This window comes from Microbulbifer regidiadema (SeqCode) (assembly GCF_052466995.1).
This window is the reverse complement of sequence record NZ_CP174297.1, coordinates 4,814,972-4,832,402: the sequence shown is the minus strand read 5'-3', so window position 1 is coordinate 4,832,402 and position 17,431 is coordinate 4,814,972. Positions and strand designations below refer to the sequence as shown.

The window sequence follows — 17,431 nt, the reverse complement described above, 5'->3', positions numbered from 1 at the left end:
TAACCCTTATCTAGAACCCTTTGCACATACCCCCTCTACAGAATCTTTTAACGTCAATAGAGTCATCTGGCTCAGAAATCTACTCAGATTTCGCTATATGCGCGCCAGTGCAGGATTCGAATACAAGCTTGTCGATCACACCTTATACTTCATTATTGCTAGCTACACTAACTTCTAGCGGCTTACAAATCCCATATAGACAAAAAAATTCGGCAATATATTTTAGTTAACATATACAATTTTGATTGCACCTTCGATATCCCTACCCCAGCCTATTACTTTTATAGAATTTACGATAATCTCATCTAATCGGCTTCAGAACCCGGTACCACCCGACGACACTGGGCTCGCAGCTTTAAAAATTTAAACAAAGAGGGAAGTCTAAACGTTAGAATTCCACCAGCTTTAATAGAAAATCACTCACAAATCTAAAAATCGAATTTGATCGGCACCAATACTTACCTAAAAAAATCACATACTTACGGTCAACTGAATCATGTTTTTAGAAGCCCTTATAAAAATAAGTTAAATCAACAGGTGCCCAAGTCATTTATAGTTGCCCAGCACCCTAAGTTTGTCATGTATTTAGCCAGGTTATCCCAGAACGTGAACACTTAAGGAAATACAATGCTGCTAAATATTGAGAATAAAGACGGTATCCAGTACGAAGTCCGTATGGGCTGGGCATCTCAAGCTGGTACTCCCATCCAAGCCGATGCCGGCCATTTGCTTTCGATGTTTGACGATGCAGCGATCGAGAAAATTTACCAGCACTTTTTCGACCCGGGATCTAATTCCTATAACCTGCTCAATGCAAGTACCCCAGCTGACACCTCGGGCGCTCTTTCTCTGGGCCCCGCATCTGAGCCCCCGAGCCATTTATCCATCTATGGACGGGAAATTCACCGCGCCCTAATACAGAATCGGCTGATTATCGAGCAGGTGTCCAACGTGGCGGCAGCCAGAGGCGGCCAGCAACAACAGGCATCCAACAGTGATGGCGCCAATTTCTCCGACTTTAGTTCCCTTGAGGTTGATATACAAGAGAGTTTAAGGAACGACGCTACCTCTTCAAGTAGCCTCGATATTTCGAATATTACTACCTCAAACTCCAATGAACACAGCAGCGACTCAAATGAAGCGCAAAATAACCCGGCGGACAATACTAACGAACCAGACAACGCCACTGGCGCACTGGGACAGACACCTGAAGGTGACGCCACACAGAGTGCTGAAGACTCCTATCACAGCGGTGACCCAATTAACTTAAAAACCGGGGAGGAGTTTTTATCCCTGGTGGATGCGGTGCTGGATGGCCCGCTGCCATTAACTCTGACTCGATCTTATCGCAGTAGTAATAGCGAAGATTTTGGTCTGGGCCACGGCTGGGCGCACACCTTAAACGAGCGCTTGGTTCCAGGTAATAAAACCGTAAAGTTTTACGATGCCGAGGGCCGGGTAATTAGTTTACCGGCACCGGGCAACAGTGGACGCAGCCACAATGTGGTGGAAAAGCTTTCCCTCACCCGGGTGAGCGATGAGCACTGGGTGATCAGCCCCTACGGCGCCTTAAATGGCGTACAAAAACATTTCAAGGCGATAGGCGAGAGTGGCACTCTAAAGCTTTCTGAAATTCGCGATGGCTACGGCAACTACTACCTGTTCCACTATATCGGCGAACGCCTGATTTGTATCGAGAGCAGTCTCGGCGAAGCCCTGCATATCAGCCCACCGGAAGGGCAGCGCAACAGCCTACGCATGGGTGAGCTAAAAAAAGAAACTCGCGATGGCCATATTAAAATACTGGCTCAGTACGAATACAGTGACGAAGGCGACCTGATAAAAGCCACCGATGCGGATGGCTACAGTGAGCGCTATGAATACCAGCAACATGTCATCTCTAAGCGCACCTTAAAAACCGGTTACCGCTTTTACTTCGAATGGGATAGAGAAGGTCCCTCGGCCCGCTGTATACGCCAGTGGGGCGACCCCATCGATGGGCAGGCCACCTACAACTACGCGTTTGCCTGGGACGAGGATGGTCACGGAGTTACCGTGACCGATACTCGTGGTGGCGAGGAGCGCTACCGCTTTAATGAGCGCGCCCTGCCGATTTATCACCGCGACCCCGAAGGCGCAGAGACCCTCTACAGCTACAACGAACTGGGCCAGGTGACCAAGGTCCAGCTGCCCAGCGATGATGGCAGCCTGCGTGAAGAGGTCTATCAGTACGACGATCAGGGGCGTCTGACCCAAAAGACCGATGCCGCCGGCAATAGCCACCGCATCGAATACAACAGCGAAGGTTTGCCAGGCAAAGTCACCGACCCATCTGGCAATACCTGGCAGCGGGAATACAACAAAAACGGCCAGATCGTTGCCACCACCGACGCCCTCGGCAACAGCACCCGCTACAGCTATAACCCGGTCGGCCTGATCGGCAGTGTTACCGACCCCCTCGGCAATGCCACCCGCTACCTGTGGAACCCGGAAGGTCGGCTCGCAGCAATCCAAGACCCCATGGGGCGCAGCCAGCACTATCGCTATGATATGGCTCGCCGCCTGCAAGAAGTACAACACGCCCCCGGCCAAGTCACCCGCTACGAATACGACAGCCAAGATCGTATCCATGCGGTTATTACCCCAGATGGTGCCCGCACCCAGTACAGCTACAACGCCCAAGGGCTGCTCTCGGAGGTTATGGACTCCGAAGGCCGCAGCACCTGCTACGCCTATGACGGCCTCAGCCAGGTTAAGGTGCGCACCAATCCAGATGGCAGCCGCCTGGAATACCACTACGATGGCGAGCGCAACTTGGTTGGCCTCACCAATGAAAATGGCGAGCGCTACCAGCTTAAATACGACCTCAACGAACGCCTGATTGAAGAGGTAGGCTTCGACGGCCGCGTAACCCGCTACGCCTATAACCGCGCCGGCCATCTGATCGCTTCAAGAGCGGTAACTGATCCTGATACCGGCAAGGGTATCGATACGATCTTTGAACGCGACCCCTTCGGGCGTATGTTGGAAGAAGTGACTCCAGATGGGATTACCAACTTCCGTTACAACCGCAGCGGCCAGCTAATCGAAGCGGAAAATAGCCACCGCAAGCTGCGCTGGGAATACGATGCCAATGGCCGCGTCACTGCGGATTGGCAGGGCAAAGATAAACTCAGCCATAACTATGATGCCGCCGGCAACCGTATCGCCACAACCTTGCCTGATGGCGAAGTCCTCAACTTCGCCTTTAACCCCGCCGGCCAATTCCAAAGCCTGCACCGCCGTCCAGTCGGTGGTGACACCGATCAGCTGATCACCAGCATCAGTCACGATGAACAGGGCCGGGAGAGTCAGCGCCAACACGGCAATGGACTGGAAAGCCAGCGGGACTATGATCCTCAAGGGCGACTGCAAAAGCTGCGGCTAAACAAAACTAACAGTCCTATATCAGATCCGACTCAGGTATCAAACGCAATTCTGGAGCGTGGCTACCAGTACAACAAAGCCGGCCAGATTGCCAAGATTGAGGATAGCCTGCGTGGCACGCGCAGCTACCACTATGACGCCCTGGATCGCCTCACCCAGGTAGATGGCCCCAACCCCGAGTATTTTGTGCACGACCCCGCACACAATATTCTTGCCGCCGCCAACTCAAAGGATGAAGCCAAACAGCAAGCCAATGCCACTCAAATCAAAGGCAATCGCTTAGCTTTCCGTGGTGATACCCACTACCGCTACGATATCCACGGCAACCGCATCGCTGAGCTGCGCGGCAAAGGGCAGAAGCTGCAAACCCGCTACCACTATAACTGTCGCCAACAGTTGGTGCGGATAGAAAAGCTCAAACTGGAAGAAGGGGCAGAACAGCTTCAGCAGGAGATTCACTACCAGTACGACCCACTGGGCCGTCGTATTGGTAAGAGCAGTAATAGTGAATACACCAATTTCCTCTGGGATGGGGATGTCCTACTTCGTGAAAATAAAGCTGATATCCACACTCGGCAGGACCTGAATACTCGGACCTACTACTTTGAACCGGGCACTTTCAAGCCGGTTGCACTAAAGGATGGTAACCAAGAGAAAGAACAGGTTTACCACTACCATCTGGATCATCTGGGCACGCCTGATACCCTTACCAACCAGGAGGGTGAAGTGGTATGGAGTGTTGCCTATAAGAGTTATGGCAATATTGCGTTAGCTCATGAGAATCAGATAGAGCAGCCTATCCGCTTCCAGGGGCAGTATTTTGATGAAGAGACTGGGCTGCATTACAACCGGTTTAGGTACTATGATCCGCAGGTTGGACAGTTCATTATACAAGATCCGATTGGGCTTTTAGGTGGATCGAATAATTATCGATATGCACCGAACCCAATAGAGTGGGTGGACCCTTTTGGGTTGATGGCCAAAGAACTTGGTTGTTCAAAAAAAGTAAGGGATGTAGATGCAATTGCTGAAAAGCATGGTGGGGTAAAAATTGGAGAAAATCGTTATAAAATGCCCAACAGAAAGTCTGCACAAAAAGCTGCAGCAGAAATATCAGGTGATTTAGGTTCGAACCCAATAACTATAAGGCGTAAAGAATATATTGATGCTAATAACACATATCAACAAAACCAATCTAATCGTGTTATTGGTAAGCATTCAGCCAGTGGTAATGCAGGTTATCACGATCACAGCATAGGACATTCCAGACTTGGAGAAACTCGTCCACATTTTAACGCTTGGAGTGAGTCTACAGGGACTACGTCCAAGGATAACGTACACCTCTATTATTAATGGCTTTTAAGATGAAAGAATGGCGGCAATACATGTCGGAAACAGATGGCGCTTGGCTAGTTTTGAAAGATAAGGACGAACCTGAATTACCGGTTGAAAGTATCTCTTCAAATGGACAAGAGGCTGTAATGTTGAAGAAGTGTGAGCCTGGTGATTATGTTTCAGTTAATATTTTACCTGCGGCTAGGATTATGGATGATGTAAAAAAAACTGTTAATTATGAAAAAGATTTTTATGTTCAACTTTATTGTTTGAATGACGATTGGTCTGTAATTAGTGGGAAAAGTTATTCTTCGGATGAAGCTTTAAAATTAGCTGCTAAATTTGTTGGCCTCACAAAGAAGAGAGCTCTTAAATTATGGGGTATGCGCAAGCTTGGCCCAGAGGGTAATAGAGTAGAGTTGTCATGATTGTTGTAGCGGAATTATTTTGTGGCATCGGACACATTGGACCTCCGCTGCGATGAGGCTCCGGGCAGCGCTGCACTTCGTTGTGCACTGTATAGTAGATAATACTGCTCTGACGGATGTCATACCGTTTGCACATCTGCCTGGTATTGGCCTGATGGCCGGACAGAAGCCTGGGGAATAACTCCTGACGATAATATTGATTACAATCTAATGCAGTTCTGGACACCCATAGACTGGGGAAATCGAGATAAAATGCCAAGGCTCTTTATGGATTCCGGGGAGCTCTAGATTTGAGACATCATCAATGGAATCAGTAGCCGAATGTCTGTAAAACAGACTCATGATGAAATTTCATGATCTCCTCGATAATGCAAAATGCTACGGACAGATACGGCAGTATCGCTGGCCCGATGGTGTGTGCTGTCCTCATTGTTTGAGCCAGGATGTTACCCGACAAGGAAAGGATGATACACAACCTGAGAAGCAGCGCTATCGCTGTAAACAAACAGTTCTGGAAGATTGAAACAAACAGTTCTGGACACCAACAAACAGTTCTGGACACCAACAAACAGTTCTGGACACCAACAAACAGTTCTGAACAAACAGTTCTGGACACCCATACAAACAGTTCTGGACACCCATAGATTGAGAAAAAAATCCTGAAAAAATCCTGGACATCCAAAGAATGAAGAGCCGGAATCTAGGAAAAAATTTTTGCACCACTACTTGGTAGCCGGTATATCTTTCTCAAAATAGATGGCAGTTTGGCGTTAAAAGATCTTTTGGGGCGCTCGTAAGGAATTAGGGGAGAGTAGAGTCGGGAGCGATGGAATCTAGTGTAGTGTATTAAATAGATTACTGACATATAATGTGAGCTTAATTTAGCGATTAAGTGAAGACCAATGCCAGCCCAAGTTGAAATCAATTTATCACCGGAAGAAAAAAAGCAGTTAGAAAAGAATATAAAAAGTCGAAAAATATCGGTGAGATTGGCTGAGCGGTCAAAGATTATTTTGCTCGCTGCCAAGCAGGTTCCCAACTACCAAATTGCGAAAAAGTTAAGCATTGACATTTAGTTCTGGACACCCATAGATTGAGAAAACAATCCTGGACATCCAAAGCAGAACAAAACAGGACATCCAAAGAATGGAGAGTCGGAATCGGACGGACACAAAACTGGACACCCACTGGACACAAAACTGGACACCCACAGATTTGGACACTCTTCTGGATTAATGGACACGAAACTGGACACCCACAGATGGACACGAAACTGGACACCCACAGATTGGAAAGCGAAACTGGACGGAAAGCGTGGAGACAGTTCTGGACACCCACGGAGACGCCCACGGAGACGGAGACAGTTCTGCGGAGACAGTTCTGCGGAGACAGTTCTGCGGAGACAGTTCTGCGGAGACAGTTCTGGACACCCACAGTTTGGAAAAGGGTTCTGACTTTCCACGAAACGGCAATAACATTTCTGGACACCCATAGATCAGGATCTCATAGATCAGGATCTTTCTGGACACCCATAGATCAGGATCACCCATAGATCAGGATCACGAAACTGGACACCCAAAGATTGGCACCCAAAGATTGGCAATCCTTGGACACTCTTCTGGAGAACAACAAAACAGGACATCCAAAGAATGGAGAATCGAAATCTAGGGGCAGCTGATAAGCGGATTTCTGTAATTTAGCAAGGGGTGGGGCTAAGAAAGCGCTGGCAATCGCGCAGCCCGTGCACCCAGCGTTTATTTTGCTGCGCACAGACCTGGCGTACCGCTTCCGCCGAGCCCACCAAGCGTTTAAAGCGGCTTTCAAAATTGCGGTTTAGATAGAGCCAGTGTTTTGGCGAAATACCCAGCCGATTTAAAATAGGTGGGATGTTTTCGGAAATAGCGCCGCGCTTTTTAGGATGAAGCTGCCGGCCACTCCAGTCTACCAGCTCTAAATAGTGATCCAGCTGAAAAGGCAAGCCTTTAGGCATATCCTGGCGCTCCCCGCCCACCAGTGGCAGTAGGCTTTTGGGCTGCTGGCCTGAGATGGCTGTGTGTATGCGTTGCTGGATCGAAGTGTAATCGGATTCTTCTGGAGTTTTAGCGATACCGGCACGGATAGGGTTGAGGTCCACGTAAGCGAGGCAGGCGGCAAGGGCTCTTTCATCCAGCAAGGCCTGAGATTTGAAACGCCCTTCCCAGAAACGACCGGTGCAGTTGTCCTCGGCATTGGCCTGGCGGGCGATGGACTCGTTCAAGCAGCGCATAAACCAGCTGATATCGGTCAGGCGCTCGCGCCAAAGGGTTGTCACCTCCTGCAGTTTTTCCAGCTCGGCGGCATCCAGGGCTTCACCGCGAAGATAACGTTGGCTCAGCGCAGAACCTTTGAAAAGTTGTTGCCAGCGTTCAATTATCTCGATAGTGGACCAGGAGTTTGCTGTGTAGGTATCGATATAGAGCACAATATGGGTGTGGTTACTCATTACCGCATAGGCAGCGATATCGAGAGCAAAGATTGAGGCCAGCTTATGCATCCTGGCCTCAATCCACCGGCGCCGGTGCTCATAGTCTTTTCCGGATTTAGCATCCCTACCGCAAAGGAACGCTCTACGCACACAGCGGGAGACACAGTGATAATAGGGTGTCGCATCGAGAGAGATTTGCGTGCTGCGCGGAAGAGTCATGGATTTCCATCCTTAACTGTACTTATATCCAGTATTTTGATCATTCTGCCTGTGTTGTGTCAATTGGCTTGACGCTTTAAGCTTCTACTTTGGTGGATATCCAGAATTACTAAAAATTACTACTGCCCATTTGACGGCCAGACTTACTCCAATTTGCTCAATTCAATGTAGAAGAAATGGATTAAGGGCTCCTTGTGCAACACATCCCCCAAACTTGAAGCATTAACAATATAAGCCGCGCACTTAAAAACTTGGAACCAATTAAGAAGCTGTTACTCTATTGCTCTGCAACAAATCACATCATCAAGGATTAATGAGTGAAACGTACAATCTCTTTAATATTAACTTCCCTGCTCTGCGCCTCATGTGCCACCGTCAAGACAGTTAACCCAAGGGACAATCAGGTAGATATCGCCCATAGAGGCCACAAAAGCTATTGTGAAAGTATTCCAAGAGTTTACAGCGGCACGTCTTATTCCTTCTGTCTGCTAAATAGCGAACCCAGCAAAACTACAAATACTGGATCAACACTCAATCGTGTTCCCCTAGTCGCCATCGACGCTGCCTTTTCTGTGGCAGCAGATACAATTATTTTACCCTATACCGTAGTGACTCAGGCACAACACGGCAACATCAAAGTAAATTGATAAAGCCCAGCTGTGAATTTAGGGCTCTGGAGCAGCTGTCGACAAAGCCTCCCTGAACACAACCCCTTTATTTACAAACAATCTATACATTAATAACAGGCCGGGATCACCGCCCCATGGCTCGGCCTTCAGTAGAGCCTCAAAGGAAAAATCAAATAATATCGCATACTGAACAGTAAAAATAACCTTGAGTACCCCACCTGTACCACCGTTCCAACAAGATTCAACCCGAGCCATTAGAAAGCAATTGCCACCTGCGGAATATAGATACAATATAGAGGGAAGCCAGCCCCCAGTAACAAGAGATAATGATCGAGAGAGATAGTATTAACAGCGCGCAATCGCCATACATGGCTCATACAGCCCAGAACGCTGTGTACTCTTTCCCTCTCCCTTCTCGGCACCCCCGATGCAAAATAAAAAACTCTCTATAAGGACACTTGAATATGAGCGAGTACGCTGAATTTAGAGACAAAAATTTTAGACTGTTAGTACTGGAAAAATTGATCTACGACTACAAAATAATACAACCTGAATTCGATATTTTTCAATTTACTGAAACTTACACGGAAAGAGAGATAGATATCGAAGAGGAGGGTTACGACCCCATCCCTGAAGCCCTACACTATTTCAACTCCATTCAAATCAGAAAAGAATGGCTAACGGACATCACCAACCTCCATCAGGAAGGCGGCAACCCTATTTGGCTACAAATCATTCCCTTCTGGTGTGGCACTACCGACGACTTTGACATTCAATCCAGCGATGACGCCGACCTCCTACCCAATCTGGAAGAGTTAACTATTTTTTATAATGAGAAAAACCCAGAAATCTTAGAAGAGTTCAAAGCAAAAGGCATTAAAGCCAAGTGGCCCTAGCTCAAGAAAAGCCTTATTGAAGGGGATGTTCAGGGCCCACGCCCAGATAGGGCTGTATGTAATAGCCGCCACTAAGTTGGGGCGACATACTCAAGATGCACCAAAAGAAACTACAAATTTCAATCGGAAGGGCGCAGCTTGAGCGCCGTATATTCTCTCCCTGCGGTATTCCATAGAAGAACCTCTCTCCAAAGGCTAGCTTTCTGTAACCCGTACTATGGAAAAACAAAACTAGCTTACTTGCACCATCGTTCCTTCATTACTCAGCCATACCCGTAAAAACCCATTGGTCACCTACACAATATAGGTACAATACAGAGGGACGCCAGCTTCTTTATCCTCAAGCAACAATAAACAACGGCCGAGAGAGATAATATTTATAGCTCGCCTTCTTGTTCCACCAAGCCAATTTCAAGGCGGTCAAACCCTATAGAGGGGCAAGCCCTATAAAGTTCACTTACTGTGGAGATACCAACTTGCGATATCCGGCAATAGACATCACTAGAGGTATATTGGTGATCATTATGGCTCTCGACCATACTCGAGATTTTTGGACTTCAACTCAGTTTGACCCTTTAGATTTATCCCAATCATCCCTCGCTTTATTTTTAACCCGCTGGATTACACATATATGTGCCCCGGGCTTTATCTTCCTGACGGGATTAAGCGCATACTTCCACGGCAAGAAACTTAATTCCAAATCCGAGCTGGCAAAATTTCTGCTACTTCGCGGGATAGTACTCGTTATCTTCGAGCTAACCCTGGTCAATATCTCTTGGCAATTTGCCTATAATTTCGCTTTTGTGCAGGTCATTTGGGCTCTTGGAGTATCCATGATCATACTCGCAGGCCTAATCTATCTGCCAATGATAGGGACCACTATCGCCTGCCTAGCCATAGTCTCCTTGCACGGCTACCTAAATGACGACTTCATACGTCAACTACTCGGGGGCTATGAATGGCTTTGGATTCTTGCGCATGTGCGCACTGGTTTTAGGGTTTTTAACTTCGATATAGAGATCTTTGCTATTTACAGTATCATTCCTCTCTTTGCACTTATGTACCTGGGTTACGCCTTTGGACTGCTCTATGAGATGGCAAATAAGCAAAGAGAGCGTCTGCTTATGCTAACGGCGGCCGTCTTATCTTTGATATTTATTGCAGTCAGAATGATCGGCTTTGGAGATCCCAATGATTGGAACCCGCAGCAGGGATTCCTGGGCTTTATCAATACCGCCAAATACCCCATGTCATTCAGTTACATCTTGATGACCATGAGTATCGTTCTGCTGATTATGGCGATCGTTGAAAAGCGGCAAAATCGAATGTTGGATATCTTACTTCTTTTTGGCCAGGCCTCTTTATTCTTTTATTTACTACACATACCGCTTATCAATCTGTCCGCGCACTTATGGAGCTACTTGGAGTTCGGTGTTGCAACCAATTTCTTCAACGGCTCCAAAGTATGGCCTGAAGGCTATGAGCCTAATTTACTAAGAACTTATGCCTATTGGGTTGTTCTGATTGCGATACTCTACTACCCCTGTAAAAAATATCTTAAAAAGAAGAAAGAGAGCAGTTCAGTGATCTACTCCTACGTCTAGGGAGCGATACTTCTTTACTATATAGAATGGTCACCATCAGCCTGGAGGGGGCGCCCTCCAGGTTAATCGAAAGGAAATATAATAGATGTTAGAAAAGATAAACCAATGGATCGATCAGACACTTATTGACTTCAAGGACAAAAGGCAATCCTGCGATCGGTTCAGAGGAGAGTTTGCCGGGTATTACAGTGAAAGTTTTCTCTGCCGCAGCTACTTTGTTGTAGTTAATGATATCCCAAAACCAAAGTTCCCCGAATTGTACCAAATGGGCCTGGGTGATTTTGTCGATATGCAAGCAGCGGGTATCACCTATAAAGATACCTACTTTGTTAAAGCGCCCTATGCAGGGGATAGCTCCCTCCATTTTCACGAGCTGGTTCATGTCCACCAGTGGTCGCTATTGGGGGCAGAGGCTTTTATCCAGCGCTATATCACTGAAATCCAGACTCATGGCTACAATGATGCCCCCCTGGAACAAATGGCCTATAGACTGCAAGATAGATTTGAAGAGAGCACTGCGCCCACCGATGTTTTAAATTATGTGCAGAAGCACTTGTAAATAGTTTAGAGCCGCAGAGTTACTGTGTTCTAAAGTTAACTACCCTTAAAGCCACTTAGGTTAGTAGTCTTTCTTCCACTGTAACTCTACACTGCCGGAACCGCTATCACCGTCATCGGCACTTTGGAACTCCAGATTGAGTTTATCCCGCAGCTCTATTTGCATTTCCGCTTGCCAGGGGCTGAGGGGATCGGTACTTCTCTGCAATTCGATATAAATTCGATTGGTAATATATTTACCCAAACTCAATGCGTACTCATCGCCTTCATCCCCCTCCTCCTGCTCGATATTGAGCGTATCCAAGTGCAATAATTCGCGCGTCTTGGCAATGGGGTCCAACACTGCGCGGCCTGACTGCAAACTGCGCACAACGCTGACTAGGCGAACAGCCTGTAGTGGTGAAATATCGGATAGCGACTTACCAAATAGCAGCTGCGCCAGTATCTCATCTTGGGAAGCCGAGGGATCAGAGCTAAATGTAATATCGAGGTCGGCAGCAGTACCGGATATCTCAGCCGTTATCTCACCATCGCTATATTCATAGATGCCCTTTACCAGAATTGCGACTTCATTATTTTCGAAACGCACTTCTCCATCGTCTAAATCGAACTTCTTACCGAACAAATCAAAACTGCCACGCACGATGGTCAATTCACCAGAGGCTTTTGGCTTGGCAGCAGTGCCCCGAATATCGATTTGCCCGTGCAATTGCGAATTTAACCCAAGCCCTCGCACATAGGATTGCTGGTCCAGTACAACCTCGACATCCAGTTCAATTGCACTGAACAGCGGGGGAGATTGCTGTACTTGCACGCCATCGGTTTGAACTTCCACTACCTGGATTTCCGGCACACTACTGCCAATCCACTGCTCGATCTGTACCGCCAGTGGCTGCAAAGTGAAGCGCCCGGTAATTTTACTATCCCGGGCAGAGCCCGACAGGCGGGCATCACCGGATATGGCACCGCGCACACCTGGGGAGTTAAGCAAGTGGGCCTTGCTGAGGCTTAACACCAGATCAAGACTGGGGGCGCTGTCTGGGGGCAAGAAAACGGCGCCCTCCAAATTGATGCTACCCCCATCACCGTCCGTAGCGCTCCCCTGTACAATTCGCCACTCCTGCGGAGATAGCTGTGCAGAGAAATTAATATCGTCGATACGAGTGTGGCTGGGGCGGTGTTCATAACTGCCATCACTCAATTCGATCCCCCCCACTAAAAGGGGGCGCTGCCAGTTGCCGCTACCTTTGACATTAAAACTGAGCAAGCCGCGCATTCGGTGGACACGGGGATCGATATATTCCGCAATCACTGACAAATCGGCAGTGCCATGACCCTGCAACTGTAAGGGCACATTTTGCAGGCCGCCCTTGCGCTTACTGTCGGCAAATAACTGTGTGAGCAGTGGCGCGATCAATAGATTAATCTGGCTATTCACCGCATTGCTGCCACCGTGCTGGGCAAGCAGGGAGGTACGCAATTCCCCCTTGTCGGTTTGCCAGTCGAGCACTATCGATAGCGGTTGAACCTGAATCCCCCCCTGTCCTCGCCCCAGGGCTTCCCCGCTAATCCGCAGCTCACCGTCGAGTTCAGGCTGTTTTGGGCTACCGCCAATGCTCGCATAGAGGCTGACATCGCCATTGCTCGCCCTACCGCTGGAAAAATGCTTGGCCAGATCCGACAGATCCCCCTGACCGCGCAACTCTAAATCCAGACGCTCGGCATTCAGACTACCCAGTATCGACAACTGATTGCGACCGGCCCAGAGTAGTTCAATACTATCGGTTACCAGGCTCTTATCGCTGTAATCTACACTGCCCTGCAACTGCCAGGGTTCCTGGCGAAAATTGCCCTTGGCGACCAGATTGGCTTTGATTTGTGGATTTGAAATTGCGCCATCAACCCTGCCATCCAGGCTCAATTCCCCCTCCAGCGAGTCGGGCAGTGAAACACCGGCGAGGTCCGCCAGAAACAGCGGCAGGTTGCGCGCCCCCATATCGATTTGCAATCGATCCTGTCGCGGCTCAATCGAGCCGTCGGCCTGTAGCAGTGCCACCCCCACCCGACCCAACTGTTGGGCATCTTCGGCGAGGGCTGTCAGGCGGCTCTGGCTTTGCAGGGGTTTTGTCTCCCCTTTATCAAAACCCGAAGCAATCAGCGGAGACTGGGGGCCCCGATTAACGGGGGGGCCAAATAGATTGCCGTGACCATTGGTAAACAATTCCAGACGCAGATCGCTGACGGTAATTAGATCCATATCCCCACTGGCCTCCCCTTTCAAGTTAAAGGGGTAATCCTGCGCGACGCCGTCGGACTCCAGGTGAATCTTGAGCTGGGGGTTACTCCACGCCCCCTGCGCCGTTACTACGGACGATAAGCCCAGGCTCACCCCCTCAGCATCGGTCATTCCCAGATCATCCCGCAAGCTGATATCTCTGCCATCAAGCTGCCCGCGTACATCCAGCTGCTTCTGCTCAATATCGAGCTGACCGGCGATATCCAGCTTGAGTTTTTCCCCGCTAAGCTGCATCTCATCGATTGTCAGCGTATGCAGATCTCCACTGAGTGCTGCCGTCAACTCACCCTGCAAGTCGTGGTAAGCGCCCTCTGCACTCAAAGACAGCTTGAGATTGGGATTTTTCCAAGGGCCGCTAGCCTGCAAATGCAACTGGTGCAGGCTGCCGGACAGGGCGGTGGGAATCACCACGCTATCGCCCTCGGATAGTGCAGCCGTTAGCCGGCGAATCTCTTCAATATCCAGCTCGTCAATCTTGCCGCGCAAATCCAGAGCCTTCAAATGGGTATCTACAGTGCCGAGCACCTCGACCCGAGCAGCGGCAAAGTGCAAAGATAGGGCTTGCAGATCGATCACCCCCGCCCGGGTAGCTACCCGCCCCTCCAGTTGCAGGGGCTGCTGCCGATAACGGCTCTCCGCTTGTAAGCGGCCATTGATACTGGGCTGTTGCAGGGTACCCTGCACGGTAAGGTCGGCACTGAGCCAACCGCTGTCGAGAACCTCCTGCCAGGGGCGGGAGAGGCTTAGCGGGATCTGATTGAGGTTAGCCGTCACATTAACGCCGTCAGCGCTAACACTGCCTTTGAGGGTACTGCGCCGCTCATCCACCCGCAGCCCAATCCCTGTTGAAGAGAGGCGCCAGGGATTGATATCCACTTCGATACGCCCGCTGAGATCCAGTTGATGCTCCGCCAGTGGCGCCGCGATCGAATCGATATCCAGCAGTAGTTGCTGTCCCTGCCGGTACAAGGATACTGTACCGCGAGCATCCAGCAGCTGATTTTCCGGCAGCTGCAACCAGCGGCTGGCAAAACCCTGGCTCAGCTCACTGGTGGAGAAGGCGATCACAAAACGCTCACCCTGTGTCTCTCCATTGACGACGAAATTAAACCCGGAATCGTCCAGCTCACTAATATCGATAAATAATTGTGCCGGTTTATTCTGCCAGCGGTATAGAGCATTGGCTTGAATGGAGAGCGGGGGAATATTCCCCAGCTGGCTATCCACTAATTGCAGACGCGCTATATCCAGTTCCATCAACTGAAAAGCAGGTATGAGCAACTCCCACTGAGTCGGTGCCCGCCCTTCAGCGACAACTTCACTTCCCTCTGCGCTGGACTCTGCCAGTGCAGCGATAAGCTCATTGAGAGTATCCAGGTTGAGCAGTAGATCCCGGACCCCTACTCTCTCGATATCAATGGGATCGCGGGACAGGCTGTTGAACCTGATCTCCAGGTCCCGGGCTCTGGCCAGCGTATTGTCTCGATAATCAATTCTCAGGTGCTCAAAAAACCAAGCCCCTAACTTTTCACTGCGAATTCCATCCGCTTCAATATCGAGGTCCGCCACCCATTGCTCAGCGAGATAAAAAGCCCCTCGGGTAAGACTCTCACGCCCCGCCTCAGTGCTGAGAAAATAAATAGCAGACATCAGGAGCAACAGGCAGATGCCCGTTAGCAGGGAACCCCTGGCACCGAGGGAATGCCAAAACCCGCGCAGGAAAACCGCAAACCAATGGGCAAAGCCCTGTGCCAATAGGCTCAATCTGCGCATCAAAATGCCTGCCCCAAGCTCACATATACCTGATAGCGGTCGTCGATGTCCTCACGGCGATCGAGGGGAAAGGCGATATCCATGCGAATGGGCGCAAAGGAAGTGATATAGCGCACGCCAAAGCCCGCTCCCCAAAACAGGTCGGAAAACTTCGGCGATGGGTCCTCATAAGCATTGCCGCCATCGAAAAAAATCACCCCACCCCAGGTATCGGTAAAGCGAAACCGGCCCTCCAGGGAAATTTCACTGAGCCCTCGGCCACCGATGGCGTCGGAAAGGGACTCCTCACCATCATCATCAATTTCCACCAGTCGCGGCCCCAACTCCTGGTAGCCATAACCCCGTACAGAACCACCACCACCGGCATAAAAGCGTTCATCTGCGGGCAGCTCAAGATTCGACTCCCCAATAATTGCCCCCGCCCTTAATCTGAGCGCCAAGGTGGGCTGGTAGCGCCACTCACTAGCGGTCTTGTACGCGGTGAGCTGTAGGGTATTTTTGATAAAGGTGGTATTGGTATTTCTCAGGTCAATATAGGGTTTTACTTCCAGTGCAGAAGTTGCCCCGCGACGGGCGTCCAGGGGTTTGTCGGTTGTATTTAATTTAAAACCCAGGGGGAAAGCCAGCAGGGTGTAGTTTTCATCGGGGTCATCTTCATCAACCGCCCCTTCCACCTTCTCATCCACCTCACTGAACTTCAGTTCAATACCGCCACTCAGTGTGCGATGCGTGCTAATTTTTCGCGAGACCAGAGCGCTAAATGTCAGGGACTCTGAACTATAGGAATCGACATCTTCCCCCTCCAGAGCAATACTCCCGGTTAGGCGCTGCTTGTCATGGAAGAAACGCGGGATCGTCAGCTTGCCCTCCAGAGTTTGTTTCACCTCGTTCAGCTTGCTTTCAACCTCAATTTTCTCCCCGCGATGAAAAGCATTGCGATGTTCCCACGCGGCCGAAATACCCGCCCCCTCATCGGAGGTATATCCCACCCCCAAAGTGATTGTGCGGTGATTGCGCTCCTGAATAACAAAGGTGACATCCACCAAGCCATTGTAGGGCTCAGAAACCTCAGTATTCACATTGGCAACCAAGTTGGTGCGCAGCAGACGCAGCTGGGCCGCATCCAGTTGCGTGCGCCTGAAGCAATCCCCGGGTTTGACCTTCACCTTGTCCAATAGGTAATCCGCCTCAATGGAACTGGCTCCCTCAATGCGAACTTCGCCAATATGAACTTCAGGGCTGGGGGCCACCCGATACTCCAATCGCGCGGCGGCCTCCCGGTGAATCACGGTTGCCTGGTAACTGACATCAACGTTCAGCAGGCAGGCATTTTCATTGAGGTACTGGGTGATCTTCTCCGAACCCTCAAGCACTTTGCTGGCAATCAGAGGGTTTCCCATATGAATAGGCAAGCCGCTAAAACCCGCTCGCAAGCCGCTGGGCATTTCAATATCCAAACTCTTGATATGGTATTGAGGGCCGGGGGTTACTTTATAAGAGATCTGGTTATCGGCGACAGATTCATACACAGTGGCATCGTAATATCCCTGTGCACGCAGTAGTTTTTCCAGGTTGCCCCGCTCATAGTGGGCAATATCGGCCGGCTCTTCGTAGCTTTCCAGCACACTACTGTTTTTGCGCAGCTCATTGAGTTCGGTGGTCAATTTTTGTTGTAGCTGGGGGTCGCCCTGTAGCGACAGGGTAAAATCCGGTAGGCGATCCCAAAACGGGATAGCCGCTGCCAGGTGAGTTGGCAGTGCGCTCAGGGTAACAAGTAGGGAGACAAGGAGAATTCGCAAAGTC

The 17,431-nt window shown here is 49.7% G+C and carries 11 protein-coding genes; 8 read left to right on the top strand and 3 right to left on the bottom strand.

The window, feature by feature from the left end; all coding sequences use genetic code 11:
- Window positions 1–627: 627 nt before the first annotated feature.
- The 4 genes from ACJJIK_RS21170 to ACJJIK_RS21155 all read left to right on the top strand — a co-directional run bounded on the left by ACJJIK_RS21170 (window position 628) and on the right by ACJJIK_RS21155 (window position 6,265).
- Complete coding sequence (locus ACJJIK_RS21170; protein WP_444943778.1) at window positions 628–4,779, top strand: RHS repeat-associated core domain-containing protein; 4,152 nt, start codon at window positions 628–630, stop codon at window positions 4,777–4,779.
- Between the two features lie 32 nt (window positions 4,780–4,811).
- Entirely contained in the window at window positions 4,812–5,189 is a 378-nt protein-coding gene (locus tag ACJJIK_RS21165; protein ID WP_444943777.1) for a hypothetical protein, read from the top strand.
- A gap of 340 nt (window positions 5,190–5,529) precedes the next feature.
- The gene (locus tag ACJJIK_RS21160; RefSeq protein ID WP_444943776.1) at window positions 5,530–5,712 is read left to right on the top strand and encodes a transposase; all 183 of its coding nucleotides are present in this window, start codon (window positions 5,530–5,532) and stop codon (window positions 5,710–5,712) included.
- A 379-nt stretch (window positions 5,713–6,091) separates the two neighbouring features.
- Complete coding sequence (locus ACJJIK_RS21155; protein ID WP_444943775.1) at window positions 6,092–6,265, top strand: hypothetical protein; 174 nt, start codon at window positions 6,092–6,094, stop codon at window positions 6,263–6,265.
- 620 nt (window positions 6,266–6,885) lie between these two features.
- Here the strand turns inward: ACJJIK_RS21155 and ACJJIK_RS21150 are convergent.
- Entirely contained in the window at window positions 6,886–7,872 is a 987-nt protein-coding gene (locus ACJJIK_RS21150) for a transposase (RefSeq protein WP_444943774.1), read from the bottom strand.
- Between the two features lie 317 nt (window positions 7,873–8,189).
- On the opposite strand from ACJJIK_RS21150, the gene ACJJIK_RS21145 reads away from it, so the two are divergent.
- From ACJJIK_RS21145 to ACJJIK_RS21130, 4 genes are all read left to right on the top strand, one after another.
- A complete protein-coding gene (locus ACJJIK_RS21145) occupies window positions 8,190–8,519 on the top strand; it encodes a YceK/YidQ family lipoprotein (RefSeq protein ID WP_444943773.1) in 330 nt (109 codons plus the stop codon).
- A 446-nt stretch (window positions 8,520–8,965) separates the two neighbouring features.
- Complete coding sequence (locus tag ACJJIK_RS21140) at window positions 8,966–9,397, top strand: DUF6892 domain-containing protein (RefSeq protein ID WP_444930185.1); 432 nt, start codon at window positions 8,966–8,968, stop codon at window positions 9,395–9,397.
- Between the two features lie 392 nt (window positions 9,398–9,789).
- Complete coding sequence (locus ACJJIK_RS21135; RefSeq protein ID WP_444943772.1) at window positions 9,790–11,001, top strand: DUF1624 domain-containing protein; 1,212 nt, start codon at window positions 9,790–9,792, stop codon at window positions 10,999–11,001.
- Window positions 11,002–11,086: 85 nt separating this feature from the next.
- The gene (locus tag ACJJIK_RS21130; protein ID WP_444943771.1) at window positions 11,087–11,560 is read left to right on the top strand and encodes a hypothetical protein; all 474 of its coding nucleotides are present in this window, start codon (window positions 11,087–11,089) and stop codon (window positions 11,558–11,560) included.
- A gap of 60 nt (window positions 11,561–11,620) precedes the next feature.
- On the opposite strand, the gene ACJJIK_RS21125 is transcribed toward ACJJIK_RS21130, so the two are convergent.
- Both ACJJIK_RS21125 and ACJJIK_RS21120 read right to left on the bottom strand, forming a co-directional pair.
- The gene (locus ACJJIK_RS21125) at window positions 11,621–15,628 is read right to left on the bottom strand and encodes a translocation/assembly module TamB domain-containing protein (RefSeq protein WP_444943770.1); all 4,008 of its coding nucleotides are present in this window, start codon (window positions 15,626–15,628) and stop codon (window positions 11,621–11,623) included.
- Complete coding sequence (locus ACJJIK_RS21120) at window positions 15,628–17,427, bottom strand: autotransporter assembly complex protein TamA (RefSeq protein WP_444943769.1); 1,800 nt, start codon at window positions 17,425–17,427, stop codon at window positions 15,628–15,630. Before ACJJIK_RS21120 ends, ACJJIK_RS21125 begins: the two co-directional genes overlap by 1 nt.
- Window positions 17,428–17,431: the final 4 nt, after the last annotated feature.

Bases quoted from the DNA above. Each gene is read 5' to 3' on its own strand.
- ACJJIK_RS21170 (WP_444943778.1), top strand. From the start codon at position 628: ATGCTGCTAAATATTGAGAATAAAGACGGTATCCAGTACGAAGTCCGT.
- ACJJIK_RS21165 (WP_444943777.1), top strand. From the start codon at position 4,812: ATGTCGGAAACAGATGGCGCTTGGCTAGTTTTGAAAGATAAGGACGAA.
- ACJJIK_RS21160 (WP_444943776.1), top strand. From the start codon at position 5,530: ATGATGAAATTTCATGATCTCCTCGATAATGCAAAATGCTACGGACAG.
- ACJJIK_RS21155 (WP_444943775.1), top strand. From the start codon at position 6,092: ATGCCAGCCCAAGTTGAAATCAATTTATCACCGGAAGAAAAAAAGCAG.
- ACJJIK_RS21150 (WP_444943774.1), bottom strand. From the start codon at position 7,872: ATGACTCTTCCGCGCAGCACGCAAATCTCTCTCGATGCGACACCCTAT.
- ACJJIK_RS21140 (WP_444930185.1), top strand. From the start codon at position 8,966: ATGAGCGAGTACGCTGAATTTAGAGACAAAAATTTTAGACTGTTAGTA.
- ACJJIK_RS21130 (WP_444943771.1), top strand. From the start codon at position 11,087: ATGTTAGAAAAGATAAACCAATGGATCGATCAGACACTTATTGACTTC.
- ACJJIK_RS21125 (WP_444943770.1), bottom strand. From the start codon at position 15,628: ATGCGCAGATTGAGCCTATTGGCACAGGGCTTTGCCCATTGGTTTGCG.